General features: G+C 62.3%; 20 protein-coding genes and 1 riboswitch. Of the genes, 8 read left to right on the top strand and 12 right to left on the bottom strand.

Annotated features, from left to right (window positions below):
* Positions 1 to 37 precede the first annotated feature (37 nt).
* A complete protein-coding gene (locus DVJ77_RS16880; RefSeq protein WP_114846678.1) occupies positions 38 to 628 on the bottom strand; it encodes a TetR/AcrR family transcriptional regulator in 591 nt (196 codons plus the stop codon).
* Positions 629 to 754: 126 nt separating this feature from the next.
* Between DVJ77_RS16880 and DVJ77_RS16875 the strand changes: the two genes are divergently transcribed.
* The 3 genes from DVJ77_RS16875 to DVJ77_RS16865 all read left to right on the top strand — a co-directional run bounded on the left by DVJ77_RS16875 (position 755) and on the right by DVJ77_RS16865 (position 4740).
* The gene (locus DVJ77_RS16875) at positions 755 to 1645 is read left to right on the top strand and encodes an alpha/beta fold hydrolase (protein WP_114846677.1); all 891 of its coding nucleotides are present in this window, start codon (positions 755 to 757) and stop codon (positions 1643 to 1645) included.
* A 57-nt stretch (positions 1646 to 1702) separates the two neighbouring features.
* A complete protein-coding gene (locus DVJ77_RS16870; RefSeq protein WP_114846676.1) occupies positions 1703 to 4171 on the top strand; it encodes an acyl-CoA dehydrogenase in 2469 nt (822 codons plus the stop codon).
* Positions 4172 to 4233: 62 nt separating this feature from the next.
* Entirely contained in the window at positions 4234 to 4740 is a 507-nt protein-coding gene (locus DVJ77_RS16865; protein ID WP_114846675.1) for a hotdog fold domain-containing protein, read from the top strand.
* On the opposite strand, the gene DVJ77_RS16860 is transcribed toward DVJ77_RS16865, so the two are convergent.
* The 5 genes from DVJ77_RS16860 to DVJ77_RS16840 form a co-directional block, all read right to left on the bottom strand.
* Positions 4730 to 5671, bottom strand: a complete 942-nt coding sequence (locus DVJ77_RS16860; RefSeq protein WP_114846674.1) for a CPBP family intramembrane glutamic endopeptidase — start codon at positions 5669 to 5671, stop codon at positions 4730 to 4732. The two genes, DVJ77_RS16865 and DVJ77_RS16860, sit on opposite strands and share 11 nt — an antisense overlap.
* A 137-nt stretch (positions 5672 to 5808) precedes the next feature.
* Complete coding sequence (locus DVJ77_RS16855; protein ID WP_114846673.1) at positions 5809 to 7410, bottom strand: peptide chain release factor 3; 1602 nt, start codon at positions 7408 to 7410, stop codon at positions 5809 to 5811.
* A gap of 123 nt (positions 7411 to 7533) precedes the next feature.
* A complete protein-coding gene (locus DVJ77_RS16850) occupies positions 7534 to 8709 on the bottom strand; it encodes a fatty acid desaturase family protein (protein WP_191983716.1) in 1176 nt (391 codons plus the stop codon).
* Between the two features lie 76 nt (positions 8710 to 8785).
* A complete protein-coding gene (locus tag DVJ77_RS16845; protein WP_114846672.1) occupies positions 8786 to 9139 on the bottom strand; it encodes a DUF1304 domain-containing protein in 354 nt (117 codons plus the stop codon).
* A gap of 81 nt (positions 9140 to 9220) precedes the next feature.
* Positions 9221 to 9895 (bottom strand): M24 family metallopeptidase, encoded by a 675-nt coding sequence (locus tag DVJ77_RS16840; RefSeq protein ID WP_225428052.1) that lies wholly within the window; start codon positions 9893 to 9895, stop codon positions 9221 to 9223.
* Between the two features lie 212 nt (positions 9896 to 10107).
* Positions 10108 to 10227: riboswitch (SAM riboswitch) on the top strand.
* 79 nt (positions 10228 to 10306) lie between these two features.
* Here DVJ77_RS16840 and metX point away from each other — a divergent pair.
* The 3 genes from metX (at position 10307) to DVJ77_RS16825 (ending at position 13768) form a co-directional block, all read left to right on the top strand.
* Positions 10307 to 11335: a homoserine O-succinyltransferase MetX gene (gene metX / locus DVJ77_RS16835; RefSeq protein ID WP_114846671.1), complete on the top strand. Its 1029-nt coding sequence runs from the start codon at positions 10307 to 10309 to the stop codon at positions 11333 to 11335.
* A 133-nt stretch (positions 11336 to 11468) separates the two neighbouring features.
* Positions 11469 to 12665, top strand: a complete 1197-nt coding sequence (gene metB / locus DVJ77_RS16830; RefSeq protein ID WP_114846670.1) for a cystathionine gamma-synthase — start codon at positions 11469 to 11471, stop codon at positions 12663 to 12665.
* Positions 12662 to 13768, top strand: coding sequence for a homoserine dehydrogenase family protein (locus DVJ77_RS16825; protein ID WP_114846669.1), 1107 nt, complete (start codon positions 12662 to 12664; stop codon positions 13766 to 13768). The genes metB and DVJ77_RS16825 overlap by 4 nt, the downstream gene beginning before the upstream one ends.
* Positions 13769 to 13864: 96 nt before the next feature.
* On the opposite strand, the gene DVJ77_RS16820 is transcribed toward DVJ77_RS16825, so the two are convergent.
* Both DVJ77_RS16820 and DVJ77_RS16815 read right to left on the bottom strand, forming a co-directional pair.
* Complete coding sequence (locus DVJ77_RS16820; RefSeq protein WP_162791534.1) at positions 13865 to 15484, bottom strand: APC family permease; 1620 nt, start codon at positions 15482 to 15484, stop codon at positions 13865 to 13867.
* A gap of 269 nt (positions 15485 to 15753) precedes the next feature.
* Positions 15754 to 17136, bottom strand: coding sequence for an L-serine ammonia-lyase (locus DVJ77_RS16815; RefSeq protein WP_114846667.1), 1383 nt, complete (start codon positions 17134 to 17136; stop codon positions 15754 to 15756).
* Positions 17137 to 17199: 63 nt separating this feature from the next.
* Here DVJ77_RS16815 and DVJ77_RS16810 point away from each other — a divergent pair, with 63 nt between their 5' ends.
* Positions 17200 to 17439 carry a glutaredoxin family protein gene (locus DVJ77_RS16810; protein ID WP_114846666.1) on the top strand — a complete coding sequence of 80 codons (240 nt, stop codon included), beginning with the start codon at positions 17200 to 17202 and terminating at the stop codon, positions 17437 to 17439.
* On the opposite strand, the gene DVJ77_RS16805 is transcribed toward DVJ77_RS16810, so the two are convergent.
* The 4 genes from DVJ77_RS16805 to DVJ77_RS16790 are packed head-to-tail and all read right to left on the bottom strand — an operon-like array spanning position 17431 to position 20576.
* Complete coding sequence (locus DVJ77_RS16805; RefSeq protein WP_114846746.1) at positions 17431 to 18753, bottom strand: GTP-binding protein; 1323 nt, start codon at positions 18751 to 18753, stop codon at positions 17431 to 17433. The genes DVJ77_RS16810 and DVJ77_RS16805 overlap by 9 nt on opposite strands.
* A gap of 40 nt (positions 18754 to 18793) precedes the next feature.
* Positions 18794 to 19354, bottom strand: a complete 561-nt coding sequence (locus DVJ77_RS16800; protein ID WP_380039713.1) for a YceI family protein — start codon at positions 19352 to 19354, stop codon at positions 18794 to 18796.
* A complete protein-coding gene (locus DVJ77_RS16795) occupies positions 19351 to 19935 on the bottom strand; it encodes a cytochrome b (RefSeq protein ID WP_114846665.1) in 585 nt (194 codons plus the stop codon). Before DVJ77_RS16795 ends, DVJ77_RS16800 begins: the two co-directional genes overlap by 4 nt.
* On the bottom strand, positions 19932 to 20576 hold the full coding sequence (locus DVJ77_RS16790) for a YceI family protein (protein ID WP_114846664.1): 645 nt from the start codon (positions 20574 to 20576) through the stop codon (positions 19932 to 19934). Before DVJ77_RS16790 ends, DVJ77_RS16795 begins: the two co-directional genes overlap by 4 nt.
* A 282-nt stretch (positions 20577 to 20858) precedes the next feature.
* On the opposite strand from DVJ77_RS16790, the gene DVJ77_RS16785 reads away from it, so the two are divergent.
* Entirely contained in the window at positions 20859 to 21437 is a 579-nt protein-coding gene (locus DVJ77_RS16785) for a hypothetical protein (protein ID WP_162791533.1), read from the top strand.
* Positions 21438 to 21447 lie beyond the last annotated feature (10 nt).

Genomic DNA, 21447 nt, shown 5'->3' with positions numbered 1-21447 from the left:
AGGAGGAATGCAACAGCTCGCCCTGTCAACAATGCCTTCAGACGGGCTGAGAGGCTGGAATCAGGGTGGCGATCATGTGCTCGACATATGCGTCAAACTCATCGTGGCTGATGCGAGGTAGGCCAAGTGTGAAATTCAATTGCAGAAAGCCGACGTAGGCGGCATAGGTCAATCGGGCGCGATTGAGCGCCTCGGGCGCGGGCAGGCCAGCCTGACAATAAGCCGTGTTGAGAAACTCCATGCGCCGCTGCGATACGCGGGCCATCACGGGGACCACTTGTGGATGATCCAGCGCCTTGAGCAGGGCAGCGTAGACGCGATGCGGCTGTAGCTCGTGAGCGACCCGGCGGAAGAGTTCAGGCAGGCGCTCGCGCGGGTCCGAAATCGCCTCGATCTGGCTGATGACTTCGCGCTCGCCGTACTGCTCCCAGCGTTCCAGCGCGGCTTGTATCAAAGCCTCGCGAGTGCGGAAATGCCAGTAGAAACTGCCTTTGGTGACGCCAAGCTGGCGCGCGAGGGCCTCCACCGCGACCGCACCCACACCTTGTTCGGCGATCAGGCGGAGGGCGGCGTCTTCCCAGTCTTCCGCGGATAGGCGGGTACGTTCCGGTTTGCTGCTTACATTCATTGGCGTATGGTAGCTGCAGTCCCTGCCGTCAATTCAACATGTTGAATTTATTGAATTGTGAGCGAGGTTGCGGCGCCTGGAGATGCCATATTGACGATACCTTTGGCGCGATCCATACTCGTCCGTATGTTTACCGCAACCTCTCCCGATAGCACGATCTCCCGCGCGACCACGGTCGATGGCCTGGGCCTCTCGGTAGAGGTCCGTCACGCCACTGGCAAATCGACCTTATTGTTTGCCCATGGCTTTGGCCAAACGCGCGGTGCGTGGAAAGGCGCAGCAGCGGCACTAGCCACCGAAGGTTGTCGTTGTGTCACCTTCGATGCCCGCGGACACGGCGAAAGCGATCGGGTACCGGGCGGCGAGTACCACATGGAGCAATTTGTCGATGACCTGCTGACGCTGGCGCGCGCGCAGCCTGAGCCGCCGGTGTTGGTAGGTGCCTCGATGGGCGGCTTGCTCGGTTTGGTCGTGGCAGGCGAAATCGACCCGTCGCCGTTTCGTGCGCTGGTACTGGTGGACATTACCCCGCGCTGGGAAACCGCTGGGGTTGAGCGCATTCTCGCCTTCATGCAGGCGCATCCCGAAGGTTTTGCCGACTATGCCGAGGCGGCCGAGCAGATCGCCATCTATCTGCCGCAGCGCCGCGAGCGCAAGAGCGAAGATCAGTTGCGTCCCTTGCTGCGTGAAGGCGTCGATGGCCGGCTGCGCTGGCACTGGGATCCGGCCATGCTCGATGGCGTAGTGCGCGAAAGTGAGCGCTATCAGCCGCGTTTGATGACGGCCGCGGCGAAGGTCAAGGTACCGTTGCTGCTGTTGTCCGGCGGCCGCAGCGATGTGGTGTCGCGCGATACCGTTGGCGAGTTTTTGCAACTCGTGCCGCATGCGCAACATGTCGAGTTGTCGCAAGCCACGCACATGCTGGCCGGCGATGCCAATGACGCGTTCACCCAGGAAATCGTCAAGTTTGTACAAAGCCTGGAGGGCGCATTCGGGCGTTCTTCGAAATTAGGCTAGAGCTGGCTGGCGCTGATGAAAGCGCCGGCGTCGTATAACTCGTAATGAGGTGTTGAGATGTCCGTGATACTGACCCTGCTGGCGGCGCTTATTGCTACTGGCGCCTGTGCCTACCATCGCAGCAATCTGCGCACCTGGGCGATCGTTACGGCGGCGACCACGCTGATCGTGGGTTTGCTCGCGCATGCGCCGTGGACGATGGTGATTCTGTTGATTATCGAGGCGGCGATTGCGCTGCCCTTGCTGCAGGCGGATTTCCGCCGCAAGAAAATCAGCGCGCCTTTGCTCAAGCTGTTCGCCAAGGTCACGCCCAAGCTATCCGAAACCGAGCAGACCGCGCTGGAGGCCGGTACGGTCGGCTTCGAAGGCGAGCTGTTCTCCGGCAAGCCCGATTGGCACGAGTTGCTCAAGCAGCCCAAGCCCGAGCTGAGCGTCGAGGAGCAAGCCTTCCTGGACGGCCCGGTGGAGCAGTTGTGCGGCATGATCGACGACTGGCAGATCACCCACGAGCTGGCCGACTTGCCGCCCGACGTCTGGGCTTTTATCAAGCAACACAAATTCTTCGGCATGATTATTCCGAAGTCGTACGGCGGTCTTGGCTTCTCCGCGCTGGCGCATTCGGCGGTGCTGCAGAAACTGGCGACGATGTCGGCCACCGTGGCTTCGACCGTGGCGGTACCGAACTCGCTCGGCCCGGCCGAGCTGTTGCTGCACTACGGCAGCGATGAGCAGAAGAACCATTACCTGCCGCGACTGGCCGTCGGTGAAGAAATCCCCTGTTTTGCGCTGACCGGTCCATATGCCGGCTCCGATGCCACCTCGATCACCGACTTCGGCATCGTTTGCAAACAGACCGTCGATGGCGTCGATACGCTGGGCATGCGACTCACCTTCGACAAGCGTTACATCACGCTGGCGCCAATCGCTACGGTGGTCGGCCTGGCCTTCCGCATGTACGACCCGGACAAATTGCTCGGCGACAAGGAAGACCTCGGTATTACCTTGGCACTACTGCCGCGCTCGACCCCCGGTTTGCAGATCGGTCGTCGCCACTTCCCGTTGAATGTGCCGTTCCAGAATGGCCCGGTACACGGCAAGGACATCTTCGTACCGCTGACCACGCTGATCGGCGGCGCGCATATGGCCGGCCATGGCTGGCGCATGCTGGTGGAGTGTCTTTCGGTGGGGCGCGCGATTTCGCTGCCGTCCAACGCCACTGGCGGCGTGCGCGCGGCGGTGGCCTCCACCGGCGCCTATGCGCGCATGCGCAAACAGTTTGGGTTGGCTATCGCGCGCTTTGAAGGTGTGGAAGAGGCGCTGGCCCGCATCGGCGGCCTCACTTACGCCACCGCTGCGTTATCGCGCGCGACGGCTGCCGCGGTGGACCGTGGCGAGAAGCCGGCGGTGCCGTCGGCGATTGCGAAATACCACGCCACCGAATGGGGTCGCATCATCGCCGGCGACGCGATGGACGTGCATGGCGGCAAGGCCGTACAGCTTGGTCCGAAAAATTACGCCGGTCGCGCCTGGCAGGGCGTGCCGATCGCGATCACCGTGGAGGGCGCGAACATCATGACGCGCAGCCTGATGATCTTCGGTCAGGGTGCGATCCGCTGCCATCCCTATGTGCTGAAGGAGATGCAGGCGCTATCCATCGCCGACTACAGCGAGCGGCTTAAAACTTTCGATCGTGCGCTGTTTGGCCATATCGGCTTTGGTATTTCCAATGCGATCCGCAGCTTCACCCTGGGCCTCACTGCTTCGCGTATCGGCGAGAGTGCGGGCGATGCCTATACCCGTCGTTACTACCGCAAGCTCAATCGTTATTCGGCCGCGCTGGCGTTGTGCTCGGACGTGTTCATGGGCGTGCTCGGCGGCAAGTTGAAGTTCAAAGAGAAGCTTTCCGCGCGTCTAGGCGATGTGCTGAGCTATCTCTACATCGCCAGCGCCATGCTTAAGCGCTATGAAGACACCGGCCGGCCGGAAGCGGATCGCCCGCTGCTGGCATGGGCATTCCACGAGTGCATGTGGCGTACGCAGATGGCACTGGACGGCGCGATTCGCAATTTCCCGCTACGCCCGGTGTCATGGTTGCTGCGCGCACTGGTGTTTCCGTGGGGGCGCCGCGAAGTACCGCCGTCCGATCGTCTCGGTCGTCGCGTTGCGGCGATCATCACTGCGCCGGGTGAGGCACGCGATCGTCTGATGGAATGGGTCTATCTCACCCCGACCGCGAACAACACGATCGGTCGCATGAATGCCTTGTTGCCGGACGTGATCGCCGCCGAGCCGGTCGAGCGTAAGTTCGCCAAAGCGCAGAAGGCAGGTCAGTTCCAGTCGCACGATTACCTCGGGCAGCTTGCCGAGGCGCAGCAGGCCGGTGTCATCAATGCGGCGGAGTTCGATTTGCTCAAGCGCGTGCGCGAAGGCGTGTTCGAGTTCATTTCGGTCGACGATTTCGATCCGTCCGAATTGCGCGCGGCGGTGACTCGTTCGGGCGTAAAGAAACTCGCCGACGCGGCGTAATCAGCAGCATCCAATACCACCAGCGAAGACGGCAGCATGCGCTGCCGTCTTCGGGAGACGCCATGAGTGCGCCGTTACTGTCGTTATACCGCCGCATCACACGCTGGCCGGGCGGGGATTGGCTGTTCTCGCGCGCGGTGTGTTTCAGGGCGCCTTATTTCGCCACCATCGCGCCGCGCTTTGTGGCGCTGGAGCCGGGGCGCTGCGAGGTTCGCATGCGCGATCGCCGGCGCGTACACAACCATATCGGTACAGTGCACGCCATCGCACTATGTAATCTTGCCGAACTCAGTGCCGGTGTCATGGCCGAGGCGACCATGCCGGCCGGCATGCGCTGGATTCCCAAGGGCATGACGGTCGAATACCTGCACAAGGCCACGGGCGCCATGCATGCGGTTGCCACACCCGAAGCGCCGCTGCTTGTATCCGATAGCGGTCAGGAATGGCCGGTCGTGGTGCAGGTCGCCGATAAGGCAGGCAACACGGTATTTCGTGCACGCATTGCGATGTGGGTGTCGCCGCGCCAGCGTGTCGCCGAGCCCGCCGCAGAATCGGCCGTCAACGCGTAGCGATGGTGTTGTTTGCTTCTTGCAAGGTCGCCCGCCGACGCACCCAGGCTGGCGCCACGATGCTCTTGCGACGAAACGCGACGATCAACAGCGCCAGCGTGACGATGGAGCAGGTAAGCAGCGCGACGACCGAAGCTTCCGCGCCGAAGAGACCGCCGCTAAGCCAGTCGGGACCGGTGCGGTTGGAGATAAGCCAGCCTTCGGCGGCGCCGCCCGAAACCGGGATGCCGTAAACCGTGCCTTGCATGATGTTCCAGGCCGCGTGCAGGCCGATGCAGGCCCATAGCGAACGGGTCACGTGATAGATCAGCGCGAGCAGCAAGCCGGCCTCGATCGCTATCGCCACCGAACTCCACACCGTGGCGCCTGGATTGAAGATATGCATGGCGCCGAAAAACACCGCGGAGATCGCCAGCGCCGACCATGTGCCCAGCCCTTCTTCGGTGATGCGAAAAAGTACGCCGCGAGTAACCACCTCCTCGCCGATGCCGGCGCCGATACCCGCTACCAGGACAGCCGGCAGCCATGCGACATCCGCACGCGTGCCGGTGACGTGATAGCTGCCGAGCAACCACAACACCGCGACGACGACGCTGAACAGCACGGCGCCGCTGACCAGTCCGGCGATACCGAAGGTAGGTATCGAACGTAAAGCCAATTCGCACATAGGGCGGCGCTCGATCAAGCGCACCAGGACCAGATAAGCAATCAACACAGGCACCAGTTGCAGGCTCAATGTGCCTAGCGCGTGCTGTACGGGTGTGCCTGCTTTAGTCCAGCCCAGCCCGGCGACGATCATATGCGTCGGAAAGCTGAGGGCAATCATCATCGCGGTAAAGGTAATGATGCGCGCGAGCGGCGAAAACACGAGCCAGCGTTGCCGGGTAGTGGCGTCAGCCGGGGTCGCGAAAGCAAGGTTTTTGTCGTGCATCGGCGGTGTGGTCGCTTTATAAGGTGAATGCAGGCTAGCAGCGCTGTTTTATAGAGCCCATTGATATTGGTCCGCGCTCCCTTGCTTGTCCCGAAAAGGAGGCTCCCTTCGGTCGCAGGGGAGCGCAGCTCAGGCTATCAGACCTCGACCGAAGTGGCGTGCTCGCGGGTAGCGGCAAAACGCACTCCAGGCCAACGCTCCTGCGCAAGCTGAAGATTGACGCGCGACGGCGCCAGATAAACCAGTTCGCCTGCCGCGTCGATGCCGAGGTTCATCGCGTTCTTTTCGCGAAACTCCTCCAGTTTCTTCGGATCATCGCAGTGAATCCAGCGCGTGGTGACCACGCCTACCGTCTCGAAGCTGGCATCCACGTTGTATTCGTCTTTCAGGCGATACGCGACCACATCGAACTGCAGCACGCCGACCGCGCCGAGGATCAGGTCATTACTCATCAGTGGGCGGAAGAACTGCGTGGCGCCTTCTTCGGATAATTGCGCCAAGCCCTTCTGCAGCGCCTTCATTTTCATCGGGTCGCGCAGGCGTGCGCGGCGAAACAGCTCCGGGGCAAAGTTGGGAATGCCGGTGAAGCTAATCAGCTCGCCCTCGGTAAACGTATCGCCGATGCCGATGGTGCCGTGGTTGTGCAAACCGATCACGTCGCCGGGGTAGGCGCTTTCGACAATCTCGCGATCGCTGGCCATAAAGGTCAGTGCATTGGCGATGCGCACCTCTTTATTGGTGCGGGTCTGAATCATCTTCATGCCGGCGGTATAGGTACCCGAGCACACGCGCATAAAGGCGATCCGATCGCGATGGGCCGGGTCCATGTTCGCCTGGATCTTGAACACGAAGCCGGTGAGCTTTTCTTCAACCGGCTCCACCTCGCGACTTAACGTGGCGCGCGGCTTGGGTGAGGGGGCGTGTTCAACAAAGAAATCCAGCAGCAACTGTACGCCGAAGTTGTTTACCGCCGAACCGAAAAAGACCGGAGTCTGCTTGCCGGCCAGGTATTGATCGAGATCGAACGGGTGCGAGGCGCCTTGTACAAGCTCCAGTTCTTCGCGCAATTCGTTCAGCGCCTCGGTGCCGATTTTCTCGGCCAGGCCTGGCGCATTCAGGCCTTTGAAGATGGTCGAATCCTGGCGGGTGAAATTCTTGCCCTGCTCGAACACGTGCACTTCGTCCAGCAGCAAGTGGTACACGCCCTTCAATCGCTTGCCCATGCCGATCGGCCAGGTAAGCGGCGCGCAGGCAATGCCCAATACCGATTCCACTTCGTCGAGTAATTCGATTGGCGAGCGGCCTTCGCGATCGAGCTTGTTGATAAAGGTCATGATCGGCGTGTCGCGCAGGCGGCACACCTCCATCAGCTTGATCGTGCGCTCCTCCACGCCCTTGGCGCAGTCGATCACCATCAGCGCCGAATCCACCGCGGTAAGTACCCGGTAGGTGTCCTCGGAGAAGTCGGCGTGGCCTGGGGTGTCGAGCAGGTTGACGATGCGTTCCTCGTAAGGAAACTGCATCACCGACGAGGTCACCGAAATGCCGCGCTCTTTTTCCAGCGCCATCCAGTCCGAGGTGGCATGCCGGGCCGCCTTGCGTCCCTTCACCGAGCCGGCCATTTGGATCGCACCGCCGAACAACAGCAACTTCTCGGTCAAGGTGGTTTTGCCGGCATCGGGATGGCTGACGATGGCGAAGGTGCGGCGGCGGCGGGTTTCGGTAAGGTGCGTAGACATGGGGGTGCTGGCAGGAGACAAGCCGGCAATGATACCAGGGGCCCATCGGGTGGCTGGTCTGGCTATCGGGACGGTGCACCAGGCCGCTTGGCCGAGGAAACCGCCGGTCGGGCGGTTTGTCGTTCAGTTTTGCAGTAACGGCTCGGCGGTGAGGATGGGCGAGGTTGCCGCGGCCGGCATGCCCATCTGTCGCAGAAACCGATAATGCGAGGCGATGCCGGCGCTGAATGAGCCGTGGGCATGGTAGGCCACACCGTATTCGCGGCAGGTACTTTCGATCACCCGCGCTATCGCCGGATAGTGAATATGCGAGATGCGCACGAACAGGTGATGCGCCACCTGGAAATTCAAGCCGCCGACCAGCCAGCTCAGCACGCGGTTGTCGCGGGCAAAGTCGACCGTGGTTTCCAGTTGATGGATGGCCCAGGGCGTGTCGATCTGCTGGCTCTGCTCGCCCGGTAGCGGAAACTCCGCCTGTTCCACGACGTGCGCCAACTGAAATACCAGCGCCAGCAGCAGTCCGGCTACACCCGCGACAGCCGTGTAGCACATCAGCACCATGCCCACCGAATGGAAGAGCAGCGGCAGGCCGAAAGCGAGGGTGAAGAACACCAGCTTGCCAAGCACAAACACCGCCAGATCCCAGCCGCGCGGCCGCGTAAACGGGCGTTCGCCGATGGTGCCGGTAATCATGTCGCGAAAATCGCCGTACAAATGCCAGCGTATCGCGGTGACGCTATACAGCACCCAGAGATAGATATGCTGCCAGCGGTGCCATGGGCGCCGCTTCTGCGTCGGCGACAGCCGCGCCAGGACGCCTAGGTCGATGTCGCTGTCGTGGCCGGCGATATTGGTATAGGTGTGGTGGAAGCGTGCGTGCTTCCAGTGCCAGATGTACGAGCTGCCGCCGACCAGATCCAGCGTCATCGCCATGGCTTTATTGATGCCACGGCGATCCGAATACGCCTGATGGCCGCCATCATGCTGAATATTGAAGCCGATCCCGGCGGTGGCCACGCCAAGCACGAGGCTGAGCAGCAAGCCTTGCCACCACGTGGCCGCAAAGAACACCAGAAGCACGTAAGAGGCGATGAAAACGGCAAGAATGACGGCCGTCTTCAGATACATCGGCGCGTTATCGCGCTGCTTGCGGCCACTCTGCTTGAAGTAGTCCTCTACTCGACGCCTAAGCTCGCGTTGAAACCTGTTGTCACCGCTGAAACGGAGTCTGTCTTCGGAAACATTCAAAGCAGGTGGGCAAGCAACATCCGCATGGTGCTGCGGTGAATCGAACGACATCGACTTGCCCTACCGAAGAATATGACCTGCATGGTAATCGAATGCCATGCCGTGCGTATGGATATGCATGGTACGGCTAGGCCAGTAGCAAGATCAGGCCCAGTAGCGCAGGCAGCGCTTGAACCAGCAGGATTTTCCGGCTTGCGGTCAGCCCGCCATAGATGCCGGCGATCAGCACGCAGCCGAGAAAGAAGATCTTCACGCAAGCGCCGTTGCTGCCAAGACTCAGTCCCCAGATCAGTCCGGCAGCAAGAAAGCCGTTATACAGCCCCTGATTGGCGGCCAGTACCTTCGATGCGGTGGCGAATTCCGCGGTGAGGCCGAAGGTGCGTCGGCCGATCGGCTTGTCCCACAAGAACATTTCCAGCACCAGAAACCACAGGTGCAGCAACGCGACTAACGCAATAACGATGTTGGCAACAGTGGACATGGCGCCTCCCCGCAGGCTCTAGGACGATCATGCTCTTTGGAGCATGTGCGGCAGTGTTGCAGAGTGTCCGGCTTACGGCCATCAGATGGCGAGCAAATCCTCGTAGAAGGCGCCGTAAGGCTCGGTCGGATGGGCAATCTGGATCTCCAATATCCACAGCCCGCTCGACGGAGCGGCCTCCAGCGTGCCGAGGTCGCCGGCGCGGTGCACAGCATGCGGAAAGTCGCTGACCCGGTGCCCTTTGATGGCATGGTTCAGGCGCCAGCCCATGGCTTGCGCTCGCTGCTCGGCAAATGCATACAGCGCCTGGCCGCTGAACGATTGGTTGCGCCACGCCTCGGCCACCATGCCGAACAACTCACGTGCGGCATCGGCACAGGCCTGCTGCTGCGGCGCATGGCCGACGACAAAAGTATCGCCGACGTCGCCCTCGTGACCTTCGAAGACCAGGCCGAGATCGATGAAATAAAGGTCGTTCTCGCCCAGGCGGATATCCGGATCGGATGCCTCTCGAAACGTCTTCAGCGTATTGGCGCCGATACGGATCACGATCGGATGCCATAGCCGCTCGACACCAAGCTCACCGAACACCGCCTCGGCTTCGGCGCGGGCTTCGCTCTCGCTGATGCCGGGATGCATACGGTCGCGAATGCCCTGCAAGGCGACCCAGGAGCGCTCGCGGGCGTGCTGCATCAGCGCCAGATCGAAGTGCGGACCGACCGCTTCGCGGTCAGGTGGGGTCGGGGGCGAGTTCATGGCGGTGGTGCTCTCTTAAGTCGATGGTCAAGACAAGGCTTTGCCATGTTATCCGAAGGCCTCGTGCGAGACGACCAAGGCTTATGCGGCGCGGTGTGGCGGTGTGGTTTAGGTTCGCATGGCCGGGTGTCACAAAAGTATCAAATGAAATTGAACGCATAGACGTTTAGACGTCTGTTGACACGACTTAATGTCGCCTGTAGAGTCCGCTCCACTCATCAAGACCGGCTGAGGGATAGGCCCTTTGAAGCCGGGGCAACCAGCGGGATTATTTTCCCGTCACGGTGCCAACTCCTGCGGAAGTGCCTACGGGCACTGCCGAGAGATGGGCGAGCTTCGTGTTGCCGTGCCATTGTGGCCGTGCGAAGTGACCTCTCTCGACCCGCAGGCCCTGCCGTCCGGAGAGAGAAAATGCCCAGCCAATCCGTCCCTGTTCCGCCAGTCGCTTCCGCACCGTTGGTGCCGGCGATTTCTCTGCGGTCGGACCTGACCACCCAGCGCAGCACCCGTCGCGTGCAACTCACCCCCAAGTACGGCAGCCGCGCATGTGCGGTCGATGTGCGCTACCTGTGGTGCGGTGCGCCGGATGCGCCGACGGTGATCGTGCAAGGCGGCATCTCGGCCAGCCGCGATGTACTGGCCCTCGATGGCGAGGCCGCGCCGGGCTGGTGGCAAACGTTGGTCGGCGCGGGGCAGGCGATCGATCTGGACCGTTACCGGGTGCTGGCAATCGACTGGCTGACCCCGGCGGATTTGTCCGAGGGTGACGCCGCCGTGGTATCCAGTGAAGATCAGGCTGACGCCTTGGCGGCCTTGGTCGATGCGCTGGGCATCGGTCGCGTGCATGCCTTCGTTGGCTACTCCTACGGCGCCATGGCGGCCCTGGCCTTTGCCGCGCGTCATCCTTATGCCTTGGATCGATTGGTCTTACTGGCCGGCGCGCATCGGGCGCACCCGCTGGCGACGGCTCAGCGCGCCGTGCAGCGAAGCATCGTGCGGTTGGGCCAGGATTGCGGCCAGCCCGAGCAGGCACTCGCGCTGGCGCGTCAATTGGCCATGACCACCTATCGCGGCAGCGATGAATTCGCCCGGCGCTTCACCGCCGCGCCGGAGTTTCGTGACGGCCGCTTTCACTTTCCAGTCGAGGATTACCTGGAGCAAGCCGGCCGTCGTTTCGTCGAGCGCTTTGACGTCGAGCGTTTCCTGGCGTTGTCCGAGTCGATCGACCTGCATGACATCACCCCCGAGCAAGTGCCGACGCCGGCGACGCTGATTGGCTTTCCATCCGACCGGCTGGTGCCGTTGGCCGACCTGTGTGAGCTGCAGCGCCGCTTGCTCGGCCCGGCCACGCTGGAGGTCGTCGAGTCGCCTTATGGGCACGACGCCGCACTCAAAGAAAGCGACCGCCTCGCGCCGTTGCTGCGCGAAGCGTTGATGTAGGCGCCCGCGCTGCGGGCGAAACCGACGAAGCCATAGGGCCGCAGCTTTAGCCGTAATTCCATTCGTACCCTGCCGGATAAACGCACAGGGTGTGCACCTACAAAAAAATCGCAAAGCATTTCTGGAGACTGACATGAGCGACATTTCGGCCCCTTGTACCCGCGCCGTGCGCGCCGGCATTGAATCGGATACGCAGCACGGCGCCGTCGTGCCGCCATTGCATTTGTCCACCAATTACAGCTTCACCGGTTTGGGCGGCAAGCGCGCTTACGATTACTCGCGCAGCGGCAATCCAACGCGTGATCTGCTGGGCAATGCATTGGCCGAGTTGGAGCAGGGGGCCGGTGCGGTAGTCACCGCCAGCGGCATGGCGGCGGTAGCGCTGGCGCTGGAATTGGTGCCCGCAGGGGCCAAAGTTCTGGCCGCGCATGATTGCTATGGCGGCACTTGGCGCTTGCTCGATGCCTGGGCAAAGAAAGGTCGTTTCAGCGTCGAATTCGTCGATCTCACCGACAGCCATGCCCTGGCGCTCGGCCTTGCCGGCAAGCCGGCGCTGGTCTGGGTGGAAACCCCGTCCAATCCCTTGTTGCGCATTACCGATGTGCGGCACGTGGCGCAGGCCGCGCACGCCGTGGGTGCATTGGTCGTGGTCGATAACACCTTTCTCTCGCCAGCCTTGCAGCAGCCGCTAGTGCTGGGTGCGGACGTGGTCGTGCATTCGACCACCAAGTACATCAATGGTCACAGCGACGTCGTCGGCGGCGCCGTGGTGGCGCGCGATGCCGCTGTTGCCGAGCAGTTGAAGTGGTGGGGAAACTGCAATGGCCTCACCGGTGCGCCGTTCGACAGTTTTCTCACCTTGCGCGGCTTGCGCACGCTCAGCGTGCGCTTGCGTCAACATCAAGAGAACGCCGAGCGTATCGCGACACGTTTGGACGCCCATCCAGCGGTGCGTAAAGTGTATTACCCCGGTCTGGAAAGCCACGTCGGCCATGCGCTGGCGGCACGTCAGCAGCAGGGCTTCGGCGCCATGCTGAGTGTCGAACTGGAAGGCGGCGTACCGCAGATCGCAGCTTTCGTCGATGGCCTGGACTATTTCACGCTGGCCGAATCGCTGGGCGGCGTGGAAAGCCTGATCGCCCATCCCGCCTCGATGACTCATGCCGCGATGGCGCCCGAGGCGCGCCAGGCAGCCGGTATCGCCGATACCTTGCTGCGGCTGTCGGTCGGTATCGAAGACGGCGACGATTTGCTGCGTGACCTCGATGCCGCTTTGCTGCGCGCACAATCGGTGACCGACGCCTCATCCAAACGCAAGGTGAGCGCATGAGCGCGGTCCTGATCGACGAAGCACCCGCGCTTGCCCGCGCCCCCGCATCCGCATCCGCATCCGCATCCGCAAATGGTGCGGCCCTGGTGCTGCTGGGCACCGGCGTCGTCGGTGGCGCTTTTCTCAAGCTGCTGTGTACGCCGGTGGCCAGCAAGCTCCGGCTGGTCGGCGCGGCCAATTCGCGCAAACAACAAACCGATCCTGCCCGGCTCGCTGCCCGCGACCTGCGCGAGCAGCTCAAACAGCACGGCGCATCACGTGACGACACCGCTTTGCTCGCCGCGCTGGATGCCAGCGATGCGGCCCTGAAAGTGGTGGTGGACGCCACGGCCTCTACCGATCTGGCATCGCGCCATGCCGACTGGTTGGCGCGCGGCTATCACGTCGTTACGGCGAACAAATCGCTGGCTGGCGGTGCATTACCCGGCTGGCGTGCGCTACAGGCCGCCATCGCCGAGGGCGGTTGCTACGGTGACGCGGCAACGGTCGGTGCCGGTCTGCCGGTACTCTCCACCTTGCGCCGGCTACGTAGCTGCGGTGATGCGCTGCTCACCCTGGAGGGTGTGTTCTCCGGTTCATTGTCCTACTTGTTCAACCAGTACGATGGCAGTCAGCCGTTCTCCGCCTTGCTGCGTGAGGCGCGCAAGCTCGGCTACACCGAGCCTGATCCGCGCTCGGATCTATCCGGTGAAGACGTCGCGCGCAAACTGCTTATTCTCGCCCGTCATGCCGGCTTCGCTCTGGGCAGCGAAGAAGTGATCGTGGAAAGCCTGGTACCCGAGGCCCTGCGGCATATTTCCACCGACGAATTTCTTGCTCGTCTCGATGAACTCGATACCCCGCTGGCTGCGCGCCATGAAGAGGCGAAGTCGCGCGGGCAGGTGCTGCGCTATCTCGCACGCCTCAATCAGCGTGGCCGCGCTCGCGTCGGCCTGGTTGAAGTGGCGGCCAATCATCCGGCCGCCCGCCTCTACGGCACCGACAACCAATTTGCCCTCACTACTACCCGTTACCACACCCAGCCGCTGGTGATTCAAGGGCCGGGCGCAGGGCCGGAAGTTACCGCCCAGGCACTGCTCGGCGATGTGCTCGCGTTAGGTTGAGTGCGTGGAGTTGAGCAGCTCAGCCAAGGCGACGTAAAAACAAAAAACGCGCGGCTCATCACCGCGCGTTTTTTCATGTCGATAAAGAGGCCGGCCTCAATGCGACACGGGGTTGGCCTGTGCATCCAACTGCGCCTGTTCCACCGACGGCGTGCGCCAGCCCGACTTCACGCCCCACAGGTAGAACACCACGCCAACGATCGCGACTACCGCCAGGTCGATGCCGTAAGGCAGGTAGTTGTGTCCGCCAAACGTGGTGCTGCCGGCCCATGAAACCAGGGCAATCGTCGGCAAGTAAACAATCAGCCACCAGGCACCTTTGAGCTGGCGGGCAAAGTCGTGCCAGCCGACCTTGGCCTGGTAGTAGAGGTATACCGGCAACGCGACGACCATCAGCAAGATGATTTCGCCGGTGAGCGGCCAGCGTGCCCAGAACAGCAGCTCCGTGGCGAGTACAAAGGCGAAACCGGCCAGGATGGGCAGGCCGGCAATGCGCAGCGGGCGATGCATATCCGGCGCGGTGCGGCGCAAGGTCATCGCGCTGACCGGGCCGGTGAGGTAAGAGATGATGGTGGCTACCGAGATCACTGCCGCCAACGTGCCCCAACCGCGAAAGAAGAACAGAAACAGAAACGACACCGCCAGGTTCAACCACATGGCCGGACGCGGGATACCGTACTTGGGGTGCAACTGACCGAGAATTTTCGGCAGGGTGCCATTGCGCTCCATGCCGTAGATCATGCGCGAGGTGGTCGCGGTGTACGTGATGCCGGTGCCGCTGGGGCTGATAAAGGCGTCGATATAAAGCAGCATCGCCAGCCAATGCAGATTGACGATAATCGCCAACTCGGCGAAGGGCGAGCGGAAATCGATACCGTGCCAGCCGGCCTTGGCCAACAGATCCGGCGGCACCGCGCCGATATAGGCCACCTGCAAAATCACATAGACGATAGTGGCCAGCATGATCGACCCGATCACCGCGAAGGGGATGCTCTTGCCCGGATTGCGTGCTTCGCCGGCCAGATTCACCGGGCTCTGGAAACCGTTAAAGCTGAACACGATGCCGGCCGTCGCCACCGCAGTAAGCACGGCGGCGAAGTCGATCGTGTGCGCTTCGCCATGGATGCCCACCGAAAAGTTTCCGCTATGAAAGCCACTGGCGATCAAGGCCAGGCCGGTGGCGGCCGGCACCACCAGTTTGAATACGGTGATGGCGGTGTTGGAGCGCGCGAACAACTTCACGCTCCAGAAGTTGAGCAAGAAGTAGATGATGACCAGTACAGCGGCAATCGCCAGGCCGGGTGCGGACAGCTCGCCCTGACCGCCAGGCTGGTGCATGTACAAATCATGTGCCCACTGCCACGGCCACGAGGCCATGTACTGCACCGAGGCTTCGGCTTCGACCGGGATCACCGAGACAATCGCGATCCAGTTGGCCCAGGCGCCGATAAAGCCAACCAGCGAGCCATGCGAGTAGTGGCTGTAGCGCACCATGCCGCCGGATTCAGGAAACATCGCGCCGAGTTCGGCATAGGTCAGGGCGATCGTCATGATGATCGCCGCACCCAGCACCCAGGCCCATACCGCGCCGGGGCCGGCCAGGCCAGCCGCGCGCCAGGCTCCGAATAGCCAGCCGGAGCCGATGATGGAGCCCAAGCCGGTAAGCATCAGGGCGAAAGGGCCGACGTCGCGGCGCATGGGGCTGGAAGAAGACATGCAGATTCCTGTAACTATGGCTCGACGCGCCATCCCCCCGGACGGCACAAGACGCGGATGATGACAGACCGGCGGCTGGGGTGTCAGCCATGCCCCCCGCCTGGCCGGCTATTCGTGGCTGAACGTGTACATGCCGCGCTCGGCAGGGTTGATGGCGCAGCGGCGAGCTGACCGGATCGGCCGCCTGCAAGGGGGTATGAAGCTTTTAGCGACACCGGGGTGATGCCGCGACTCGGCCGCTCCCTTGCTCGGCAAGGGAGCGGCCGAACTCAGCACTCGATCACGTTGACCGCAAGGCCGCCGCGCGAGGTTTCCTTGTACTTGTCCTTCATGTCGCGGCCAGTGTCGCGCATGGTGGCGATCACCTTGTCCAGCGAAACATGGTGCTTGCCGTCGCTCTTCAGTGCCAGGCGGCTGGCATTGATCGCCTTGACCGAGCCCATCGCATTGCGTTCGATGCACGGAATCTGCACCAGGCCGCCGATGGGGTCGCAGGTGAGGCCAAGATTGTGCTCCATGCCGATCTCGGCAGCGTTTTCCACTTGCATCAAGCTGCCGCCGAGGGCAGCGGTGAGGCCACCGGCAGCCATCGAGCAGGCTACGCCGACCTCACCCTGGCAGCCCACTTCGGCACCGGAGATCGAGGCGTTTTCCTTATACAGAATGCCGATAGCCGCTGCGGTAAGCAGAAAATCGACAATGCCGTTCTCGTCCGATTTCGGGCAGAAGCGGTAGTAATAGTGCAATACCGCCGGCACGATGCCGGCCGCACCATTGGTGGGGGCGGTCACCACCCGGCCACCCGCGGCGTTTTCTTCGTTCACGGCCAGTGCGTACAGGTTGACCCAATCGAGGATAGTCAGCGGATCACGCAGCGCGGCCTCGGGCTGGCTGCGCAATTCTTCGGCCATCGCCGGTGCGCGGCGCGCTACCTTGAGGCCACCGGGCAACACGCCGGGCGAGCGCAGGCCGCGGTTGACGCAATCCTGCATGGCCTTCCAGATGGTTAGCAGTCCAGTGCGGGTTTCAGCCTCGCTGCGCCAGACCTTTTCGTTTTCCAGCATGAGCTGGGCGATGGTGAGATGGTGTTGCGCGCAGAGCTTGAGCAACTCGTCGCCGGTGGTGAAGGGGTAGGGGCGCTCGGTGGTGTCGGCGACGATGCGGTCTTCGGCCGCTTCATCGGGGTTGACCACAAAGCCGCCACCCACCGAGTAGTAGTCGCGCGTGGCCAGCTCGCGGCCCTCGGCGTCATAGGCCGAGAAGCGCATGCCGTTGGTGTGGAATGGCAGCTTCTGGCGCTTGTTGAACACCAGGTCGCGTTTCTCGTCGAAGCCGATCTCGCGCTTGCCCAGCAGGTTCAGGCTGCCGCTGCTGCGAATGCGCTGGAGAATGCCGGGGATCTGATCGGGGTCGACCTTATCCGGCCATTGGCCTTCAAAGCCAAGCAATACGGCCTTGTCGGTGCCATGGCCGCGACCGGTCATCGCCAGTGATCCGTACAGCTCCACACGCACGCGGGCGACCCGGTCAAGTACGCCTTTTTCCTCCAGCCAATGCTCGCCGAAGCGTGCGGCGGCGCGCATCGGGCCCACGGTGTGCGAGGAAGACGGCCCAATGCCGATCTTGAACAAGTCGAATACGCTGACGGCCATGGCGGTGCTGCTGGTGGCTGGGGGAAGCCGGTATTCTACGCGCGCCCTACACGGTTGATAGTCATGCCAGGCCTGATTTTGTACCAACGCGATTATTGCCATCTATGCGACCAGGCCCTGGCCGTGATGGCCGAGGCGCGCACACCGGATTTCGACAGCATCTGGGTCGATGACAGCGACGAACTGGAAGCGCGCTACGGCACCCGCGTGCCGGTGCTGCGCGACGAGCGGGATGGTCGCGAGCTGGATTGGCCGTTTGATGCGGAGGCGGTGCGGGCTTTTCTGGTCGAAAAGTCAGCGTGACTTCAATCGCTTGAGAATTTCCTCACGCGCTTCACGCAGGATCGAATCGCGATCCAGGCTGGCGACAATCTCGGCCACCGCGCGTTTGGCGCCGAGTTCGCCCCAGGATTTGCCGGCCACCAGGTAACGCTCGGCGGCGCGGCCGATCAGCACCGTGGCGTACCAGCCTAGCGCGCCTTGCGCCGCCGCCGTGACCACCACGGACAATCCCGCGCTGACGCCTTTCAAGGTGGAGGCGAGCAATTGCACGCCCCAGATCGCACCCATCAGCGCGGCGAGCTGGGCCGAAATGACGGCAACCAGCCGGCCGGATTCGGCGCGCGTCAGCGGCAAGCCGTAGACGCGCGAGAGTTGCAGCACCATCGCTGCATCGAGTCCCGCGGCGGCGAGCAGGTCGGCGATGGGAATCGGGTTGAGCGCCACCGCTACGCCCTTGGCCAGGCAGTAATGGCGGATCAGTCGACTGGCCAGTGCGCGCCGACTTTCAGCGATGCGCGCGCTGACCTGATCGGTAAGGCGTCCGGCATAAAGGCCGGCATTGAGCGCGGACAGGGTTTTGCCTTCGCGCCGGGCGATCGCCAGCAATCGTTCGCGTAGCGCGGCGACCTCAGGGAGGCGTGTCTGTGCGTGGGTTCGTTCGCGGCCGTGTGCATCCGTGTCGATCACCGATCGTGGCGATGGTTGCGCGGCAACGGCGATCACGTCTTCGTCACGCACCAGGCCTTGCACTCGTTGGCGCAGATGCGTCAACAGCGACTCTCGCTCGTCGTTGCCGTAACGATCGGCCTTGTTCAACGCAAGCAACAGTGGACGTTGCGTGGCCGCGAGGGTTTTCAGCGCATCGAGTTCGTCACGAGTGAGATCGCCATCGGCGACAAAGATCACCAAGTCGCTGACTTCGGCCACCTCGAAGGCCAGGCGTTCGCGCGCCTCGCCATCGAGTTCGTTGATGCCTGGCGTGTCGATCAGCACCAGGCCGCCTTCGATGGCCTCGTCCAGTGGCGCTTGCTCGGCCATGGTGGTCGTGCCGTGCAGAACGCCTACGGTGAATGCATCGCGACCGAGCAAGGCATTGCCCAGCGCCGACTTGCCGGCGGAGACGCGGCCGAATACGGCAACATGCAATTCATCGCGTTCCAGCCGCGCAAGCATGGTATCGATGCGGCCGAAATCCGCGGCGAGTTCGCTGCGGATGCTGGGCGGAATCGTCGGGTCATCGAGTAGTTGCCGCAGGCTTTCGGCGACCTTGGCGTGCGCGCCGTCGGCGCGGATATGAGCTGGCGCCGTGGTGTTGCCGCCGGCATCGGCTGGCATAAGCCAGCCGCGCAGGCGCTGCCACAACGTATCAGCCACCTTACTTGGGGCTGAGTACGAGGTGAGCGGTGACCTTGATGTCGGCGCCGATCACCGAGGTATCGGCGTAGTCGCCACCGCCAACGCCGAAATCGAGACGCTTTACCGTGCCGGTCACATCCAGCGTGGCACCGGTGCCCTGGGGCTTGAAGGTGACGTTGATGCTGACCGGCTTGGTCACGCCACGCAGGGTCAGGTTGCCGTCGGCAACCACCTGCGCGCCGTTTTGACGGAATCCGGTGGTGACGAAATGGGCTTTCGGAAATTTCGCCACGTTGAAGAAATCCGAACCCGGCAGCGCGTTGTCTCGATCATGGTCGCCGGTCTTGGCGCTGGCCAGATCCACCTCGACATCGAACTTCGATGTCGTCAGCTTGGCGGCGTCGTAGCTGATCGCCGCGGTCCATTTTTCAAAGCTGCCATCGAAGGCGGTGCCCTGGAAATTGCCGCCGAAACCGAGCTTGCTCGATGTCGCCTGCACGGTGTAATCGGCGGCGCTGGCCAAGCTGGCGCCGAGCGCGAGAGCGAGCGGGAGCAGATATTTCATCGTTTGAAGCTTCATGGTTTGTCTCCTTGGGAGGTAGTCGACGCGTCGCGGATTTTGCCGAACGGAAGCATGCGGCGCAGCACGTTATCTTTATCCAGCACATGGTGTTTCAAGGCGGCACCCGCATGGGCGACCAGCACCAGGATCAGCAGCCAGAACAGGTACTCGTGAACGGTACCGGCCAAATGCTCCACTGCCTCGTTCTTCTCGGCCAGCGCCGGCATATTGAATTGCTTGAACCATTGCAGCGGATAGCCATGCACTGAATTGAACCACCAGCCGCTGAGCGGAATCGCCGCAATCAGCACATACAACACGCCATGGGTGACATGCGCGGCAAGGTGTTGCCAGCGCGGCGCCGGTTCGTCCGGTGGGCGGCGATCGATAAGACGCCATAGCAGGCGCAGCAGAAATAAGGCGAGGATGGTCAGGCCGGCCGACTTGTGCAGTGCATAGACATTGATCTTGTTCATCGACGGGGCCATGTCGGTCATCAACAGGCCGACGATGCCGACACCAAGAATGCCCAAGGCCATCAGCCAGTGAAAGAACTTGGCGACGGACCCCCATTGGCGATCATTACTACGCAGGCTCATGGTTGCTCCTTTTTGCTGGGGTCAGTCTTGATCGGATCGGTTTGCGCGGCATCATCGCGAATCGCCTCCAGCTCCAGCCAAACTGACACGCTACGCCCGATCGAGCCGGCATTGGCCGTGATGCCGAAGTCGGTACGGTCCAGCGTGGCGGTGGCCGAAAAACCCGCGACGGTGTGCAGGCCATAAATGGTCTTGGCGACCCGGTTGAGCGTGAACGGCAGGCTCAGCGGACGCGTTACGCCGCGCAGGGTCAATTGACCGTGCAGCACGCCATGCTGGTCGTCTTTGCGCTCCGCCGATGTGCTGGTGAAGTGTGCATAACGGGCGCGGCCGCTATCGAGAAAATCCGGTTTGCCCACCGCACTGTTCCAGGCGGCATCGCCCATATCGAGGCTGGCCAGATCGATGTCTAGCTCGGTGGCCGCACTGCTCCAATCATCCGTATCCAGGCGTAGCCAGCCGCTGGCGATATGCAGCCGTCCGAACGGGCGTGAATAGCCGTTGTGGTCGATGCTGAAAAGAATCTGGCTATGCACCGTGTCATAACGGTAAGTCGCTGCGGCGGCGTGTGCCGCGGTGAGCGGCAACAGCACCAGGGCAGCGAGCAGCGGGAGCTTGCATGTCAGTCTAGGCGGCAACATGAGCTGCAGTCTGGCCGATCGGATACGGCGATGCCAGCATCGGCGCCGGAACAGATTGTTTCTGCCGCTAGGGCGCACGGCAGTCCCCTTCGAGGTTCAGTAACCGGCCTGGTGAAAATTCCAGCACCCGCCTAGATTGTCCAGCACCTGATGGCTGGCCCTGTTACCTAGCCATGCGGCGGTTACCATAAGTACATCACTGGACATACACGGCTTCAAAGGACTGCATTGATGAACATAAGAATCATGCCTACAGCGCGTGCGCTTCTAACCTGGATGTCCTTGACTGCAGCGTTATCAAGCCATGCCATGGCCGGCGATAACGTAGCCGTGGCTACGCCCACCCAGCCGATATGGTTAGTCGAGCAACCGTATGCCGGACAACCCCTGCTGACCGCGCGAACCTATGGGGACAGCACGTACGGCGACTATCACGTCCATGCCACGCTGCAACTGAGTTGCCGTGCCGGCAACCCGAGTGCCGGCCTTGAGTTTCAGATTGCGCCGCAGCCGCTGGGCTTCGACAGCGACCCCTACGAAGGCCCTGATGCCAGCGCGCATGGGCCGCTGCTTATCGGTATTGGAACGCAACCGGCGGTCAGCCATGGCGTATCGGGCAGGTGGGCCGACGCAGGGGTTTTTCAGGTAGGCAACGTCTTTATCTTCGATACGGAGGTACGGCGCAGCGAGCTGGCTTACTGGGTTTCGGATGCATCGCGCGGCCAAACCGTTCGGCTTAGCCTGACGGCAGCCAAGGCCGGCGGCAAACTACTCACGGCGCAATTCACGCTGCCGCGAGACAACACCGGATTGAAAAAGGCCGTTGCCGCCTGCCTTGATGCCAAGCCGGCTCCGCACTGAGCGGAGCCTT

This window comes from Dyella tabacisoli, from assembly GCF_003350925.1.
GTDB classification, from domain to species: Bacteria; Pseudomonadota; Gammaproteobacteria; order Xanthomonadales; family Rhodanobacteraceae; genus Dyella_C; species Dyella_C tabacisoli.
Note: the sequence above shows the minus strand (reverse complement) of the source record. Positions and strands in the feature narration are given on the sequence as shown.

Excerpts from the sequence above, each read along its gene's own strand:
- DVJ77_RS16790 (WP_114846664.1), bottom strand. The coding sequence starts at position 20,576 with ATGTTGCCGCCTAGACTGACATGCAAGCTCCCGCTGCTCGCTGCCCTG.
- DVJ77_RS16820 (WP_162791534.1), bottom strand. The coding sequence starts at position 15,484 with ATGTCTTCTTCCAGCCCCATGCGCCGCGACGTCGGCCCTTTCGCCCTG.
- DVJ77_RS16870 (WP_114846676.1), top strand. The coding sequence starts at position 1,703 with ATGTCCGTGATACTGACCCTGCTGGCGGCGCTTATTGCTACTGGCGCC.
- DVJ77_RS16795 (WP_114846665.1), bottom strand. The coding sequence starts at position 19,935 with ATGAGCCTGCGTAGTAATGATCGCCAATGGGGGTCCGTCGCCAAGTTC.
- metX (WP_114846671.1), top strand. The coding sequence starts at position 10,307 with ATGCCCAGCCAATCCGTCCCTGTTCCGCCAGTCGCTTCCGCACCGTTG.
- DVJ77_RS16800 (WP_380039713.1), bottom strand. The coding sequence starts at position 19,354 with ATGAAGCTTCAAACGATGAAATATCTGCTCCCGCTCGCTCTCGCGCTC.
- DVJ77_RS16825 (WP_114846669.1), top strand. The coding sequence starts at position 12,662 with ATGAGCGCGGTCCTGATCGACGAAGCACCCGCGCTTGCCCGCGCCCCC.
- metB (WP_114846670.1), top strand. The coding sequence starts at position 11,469 with ATGAGCGACATTTCGGCCCCTTGTACCCGCGCCGTGCGCGCCGGCATT.
- DVJ77_RS16865 (WP_114846675.1), top strand. The coding sequence starts at position 4,234 with ATGAGTGCGCCGTTACTGTCGTTATACCGCCGCATCACACGCTGGCCG.
- DVJ77_RS16810 (WP_114846666.1), top strand. The coding sequence starts at position 17,200 with ATGCCAGGCCTGATTTTGTACCAACGCGATTATTGCCATCTATGCGAC.
- DVJ77_RS16805 (WP_114846746.1), bottom strand. The coding sequence starts at position 18,753 with ATGCCAGCCGATGCCGGCGGCAACACCACGGCGCCAGCTCATATCCGC.
- DVJ77_RS16880 (WP_114846678.1), bottom strand. The coding sequence starts at position 628 with ATGAATGTAAGCAGCAAACCGGAACGTACCCGCCTATCCGCGGAAGAC.
- DVJ77_RS16875 (WP_114846677.1), top strand. The coding sequence starts at position 755 with ATGTTTACCGCAACCTCTCCCGATAGCACGATCTCCCGCGCGACCACG.
- DVJ77_RS16850 (WP_191983716.1), bottom strand. The coding sequence starts at position 8,709 with ATGTCGTTCGATTCACCGCAGCACCATGCGGATGTTGCTTGCCCACCT.
- DVJ77_RS16815 (WP_114846667.1), bottom strand. The coding sequence starts at position 17,136 with ATGGCCGTCAGCGTATTCGACTTGTTCAAGATCGGCATTGGGCCGTCT.
- DVJ77_RS16845 (WP_114846672.1), bottom strand. The coding sequence starts at position 9,139 with ATGTCCACTGTTGCCAACATCGTTATTGCGTTAGTCGCGTTGCTGCAC.
- DVJ77_RS16855 (WP_114846673.1), bottom strand. The coding sequence starts at position 7,410 with ATGTCTACGCACCTTACCGAAACCCGCCGCCGCCGCACCTTCGCCATC.
- DVJ77_RS16860 (WP_114846674.1), bottom strand. The coding sequence starts at position 5,671 with ATGCACGACAAAAACCTTGCTTTCGCGACCCCGGCTGACGCCACTACC.
- DVJ77_RS16840 (WP_225428052.1), bottom strand. The coding sequence starts at position 9,895 with ATGAACTCGCCCCCGACCCCACCTGACCGCGAAGCGGTCGGTCCGCAC.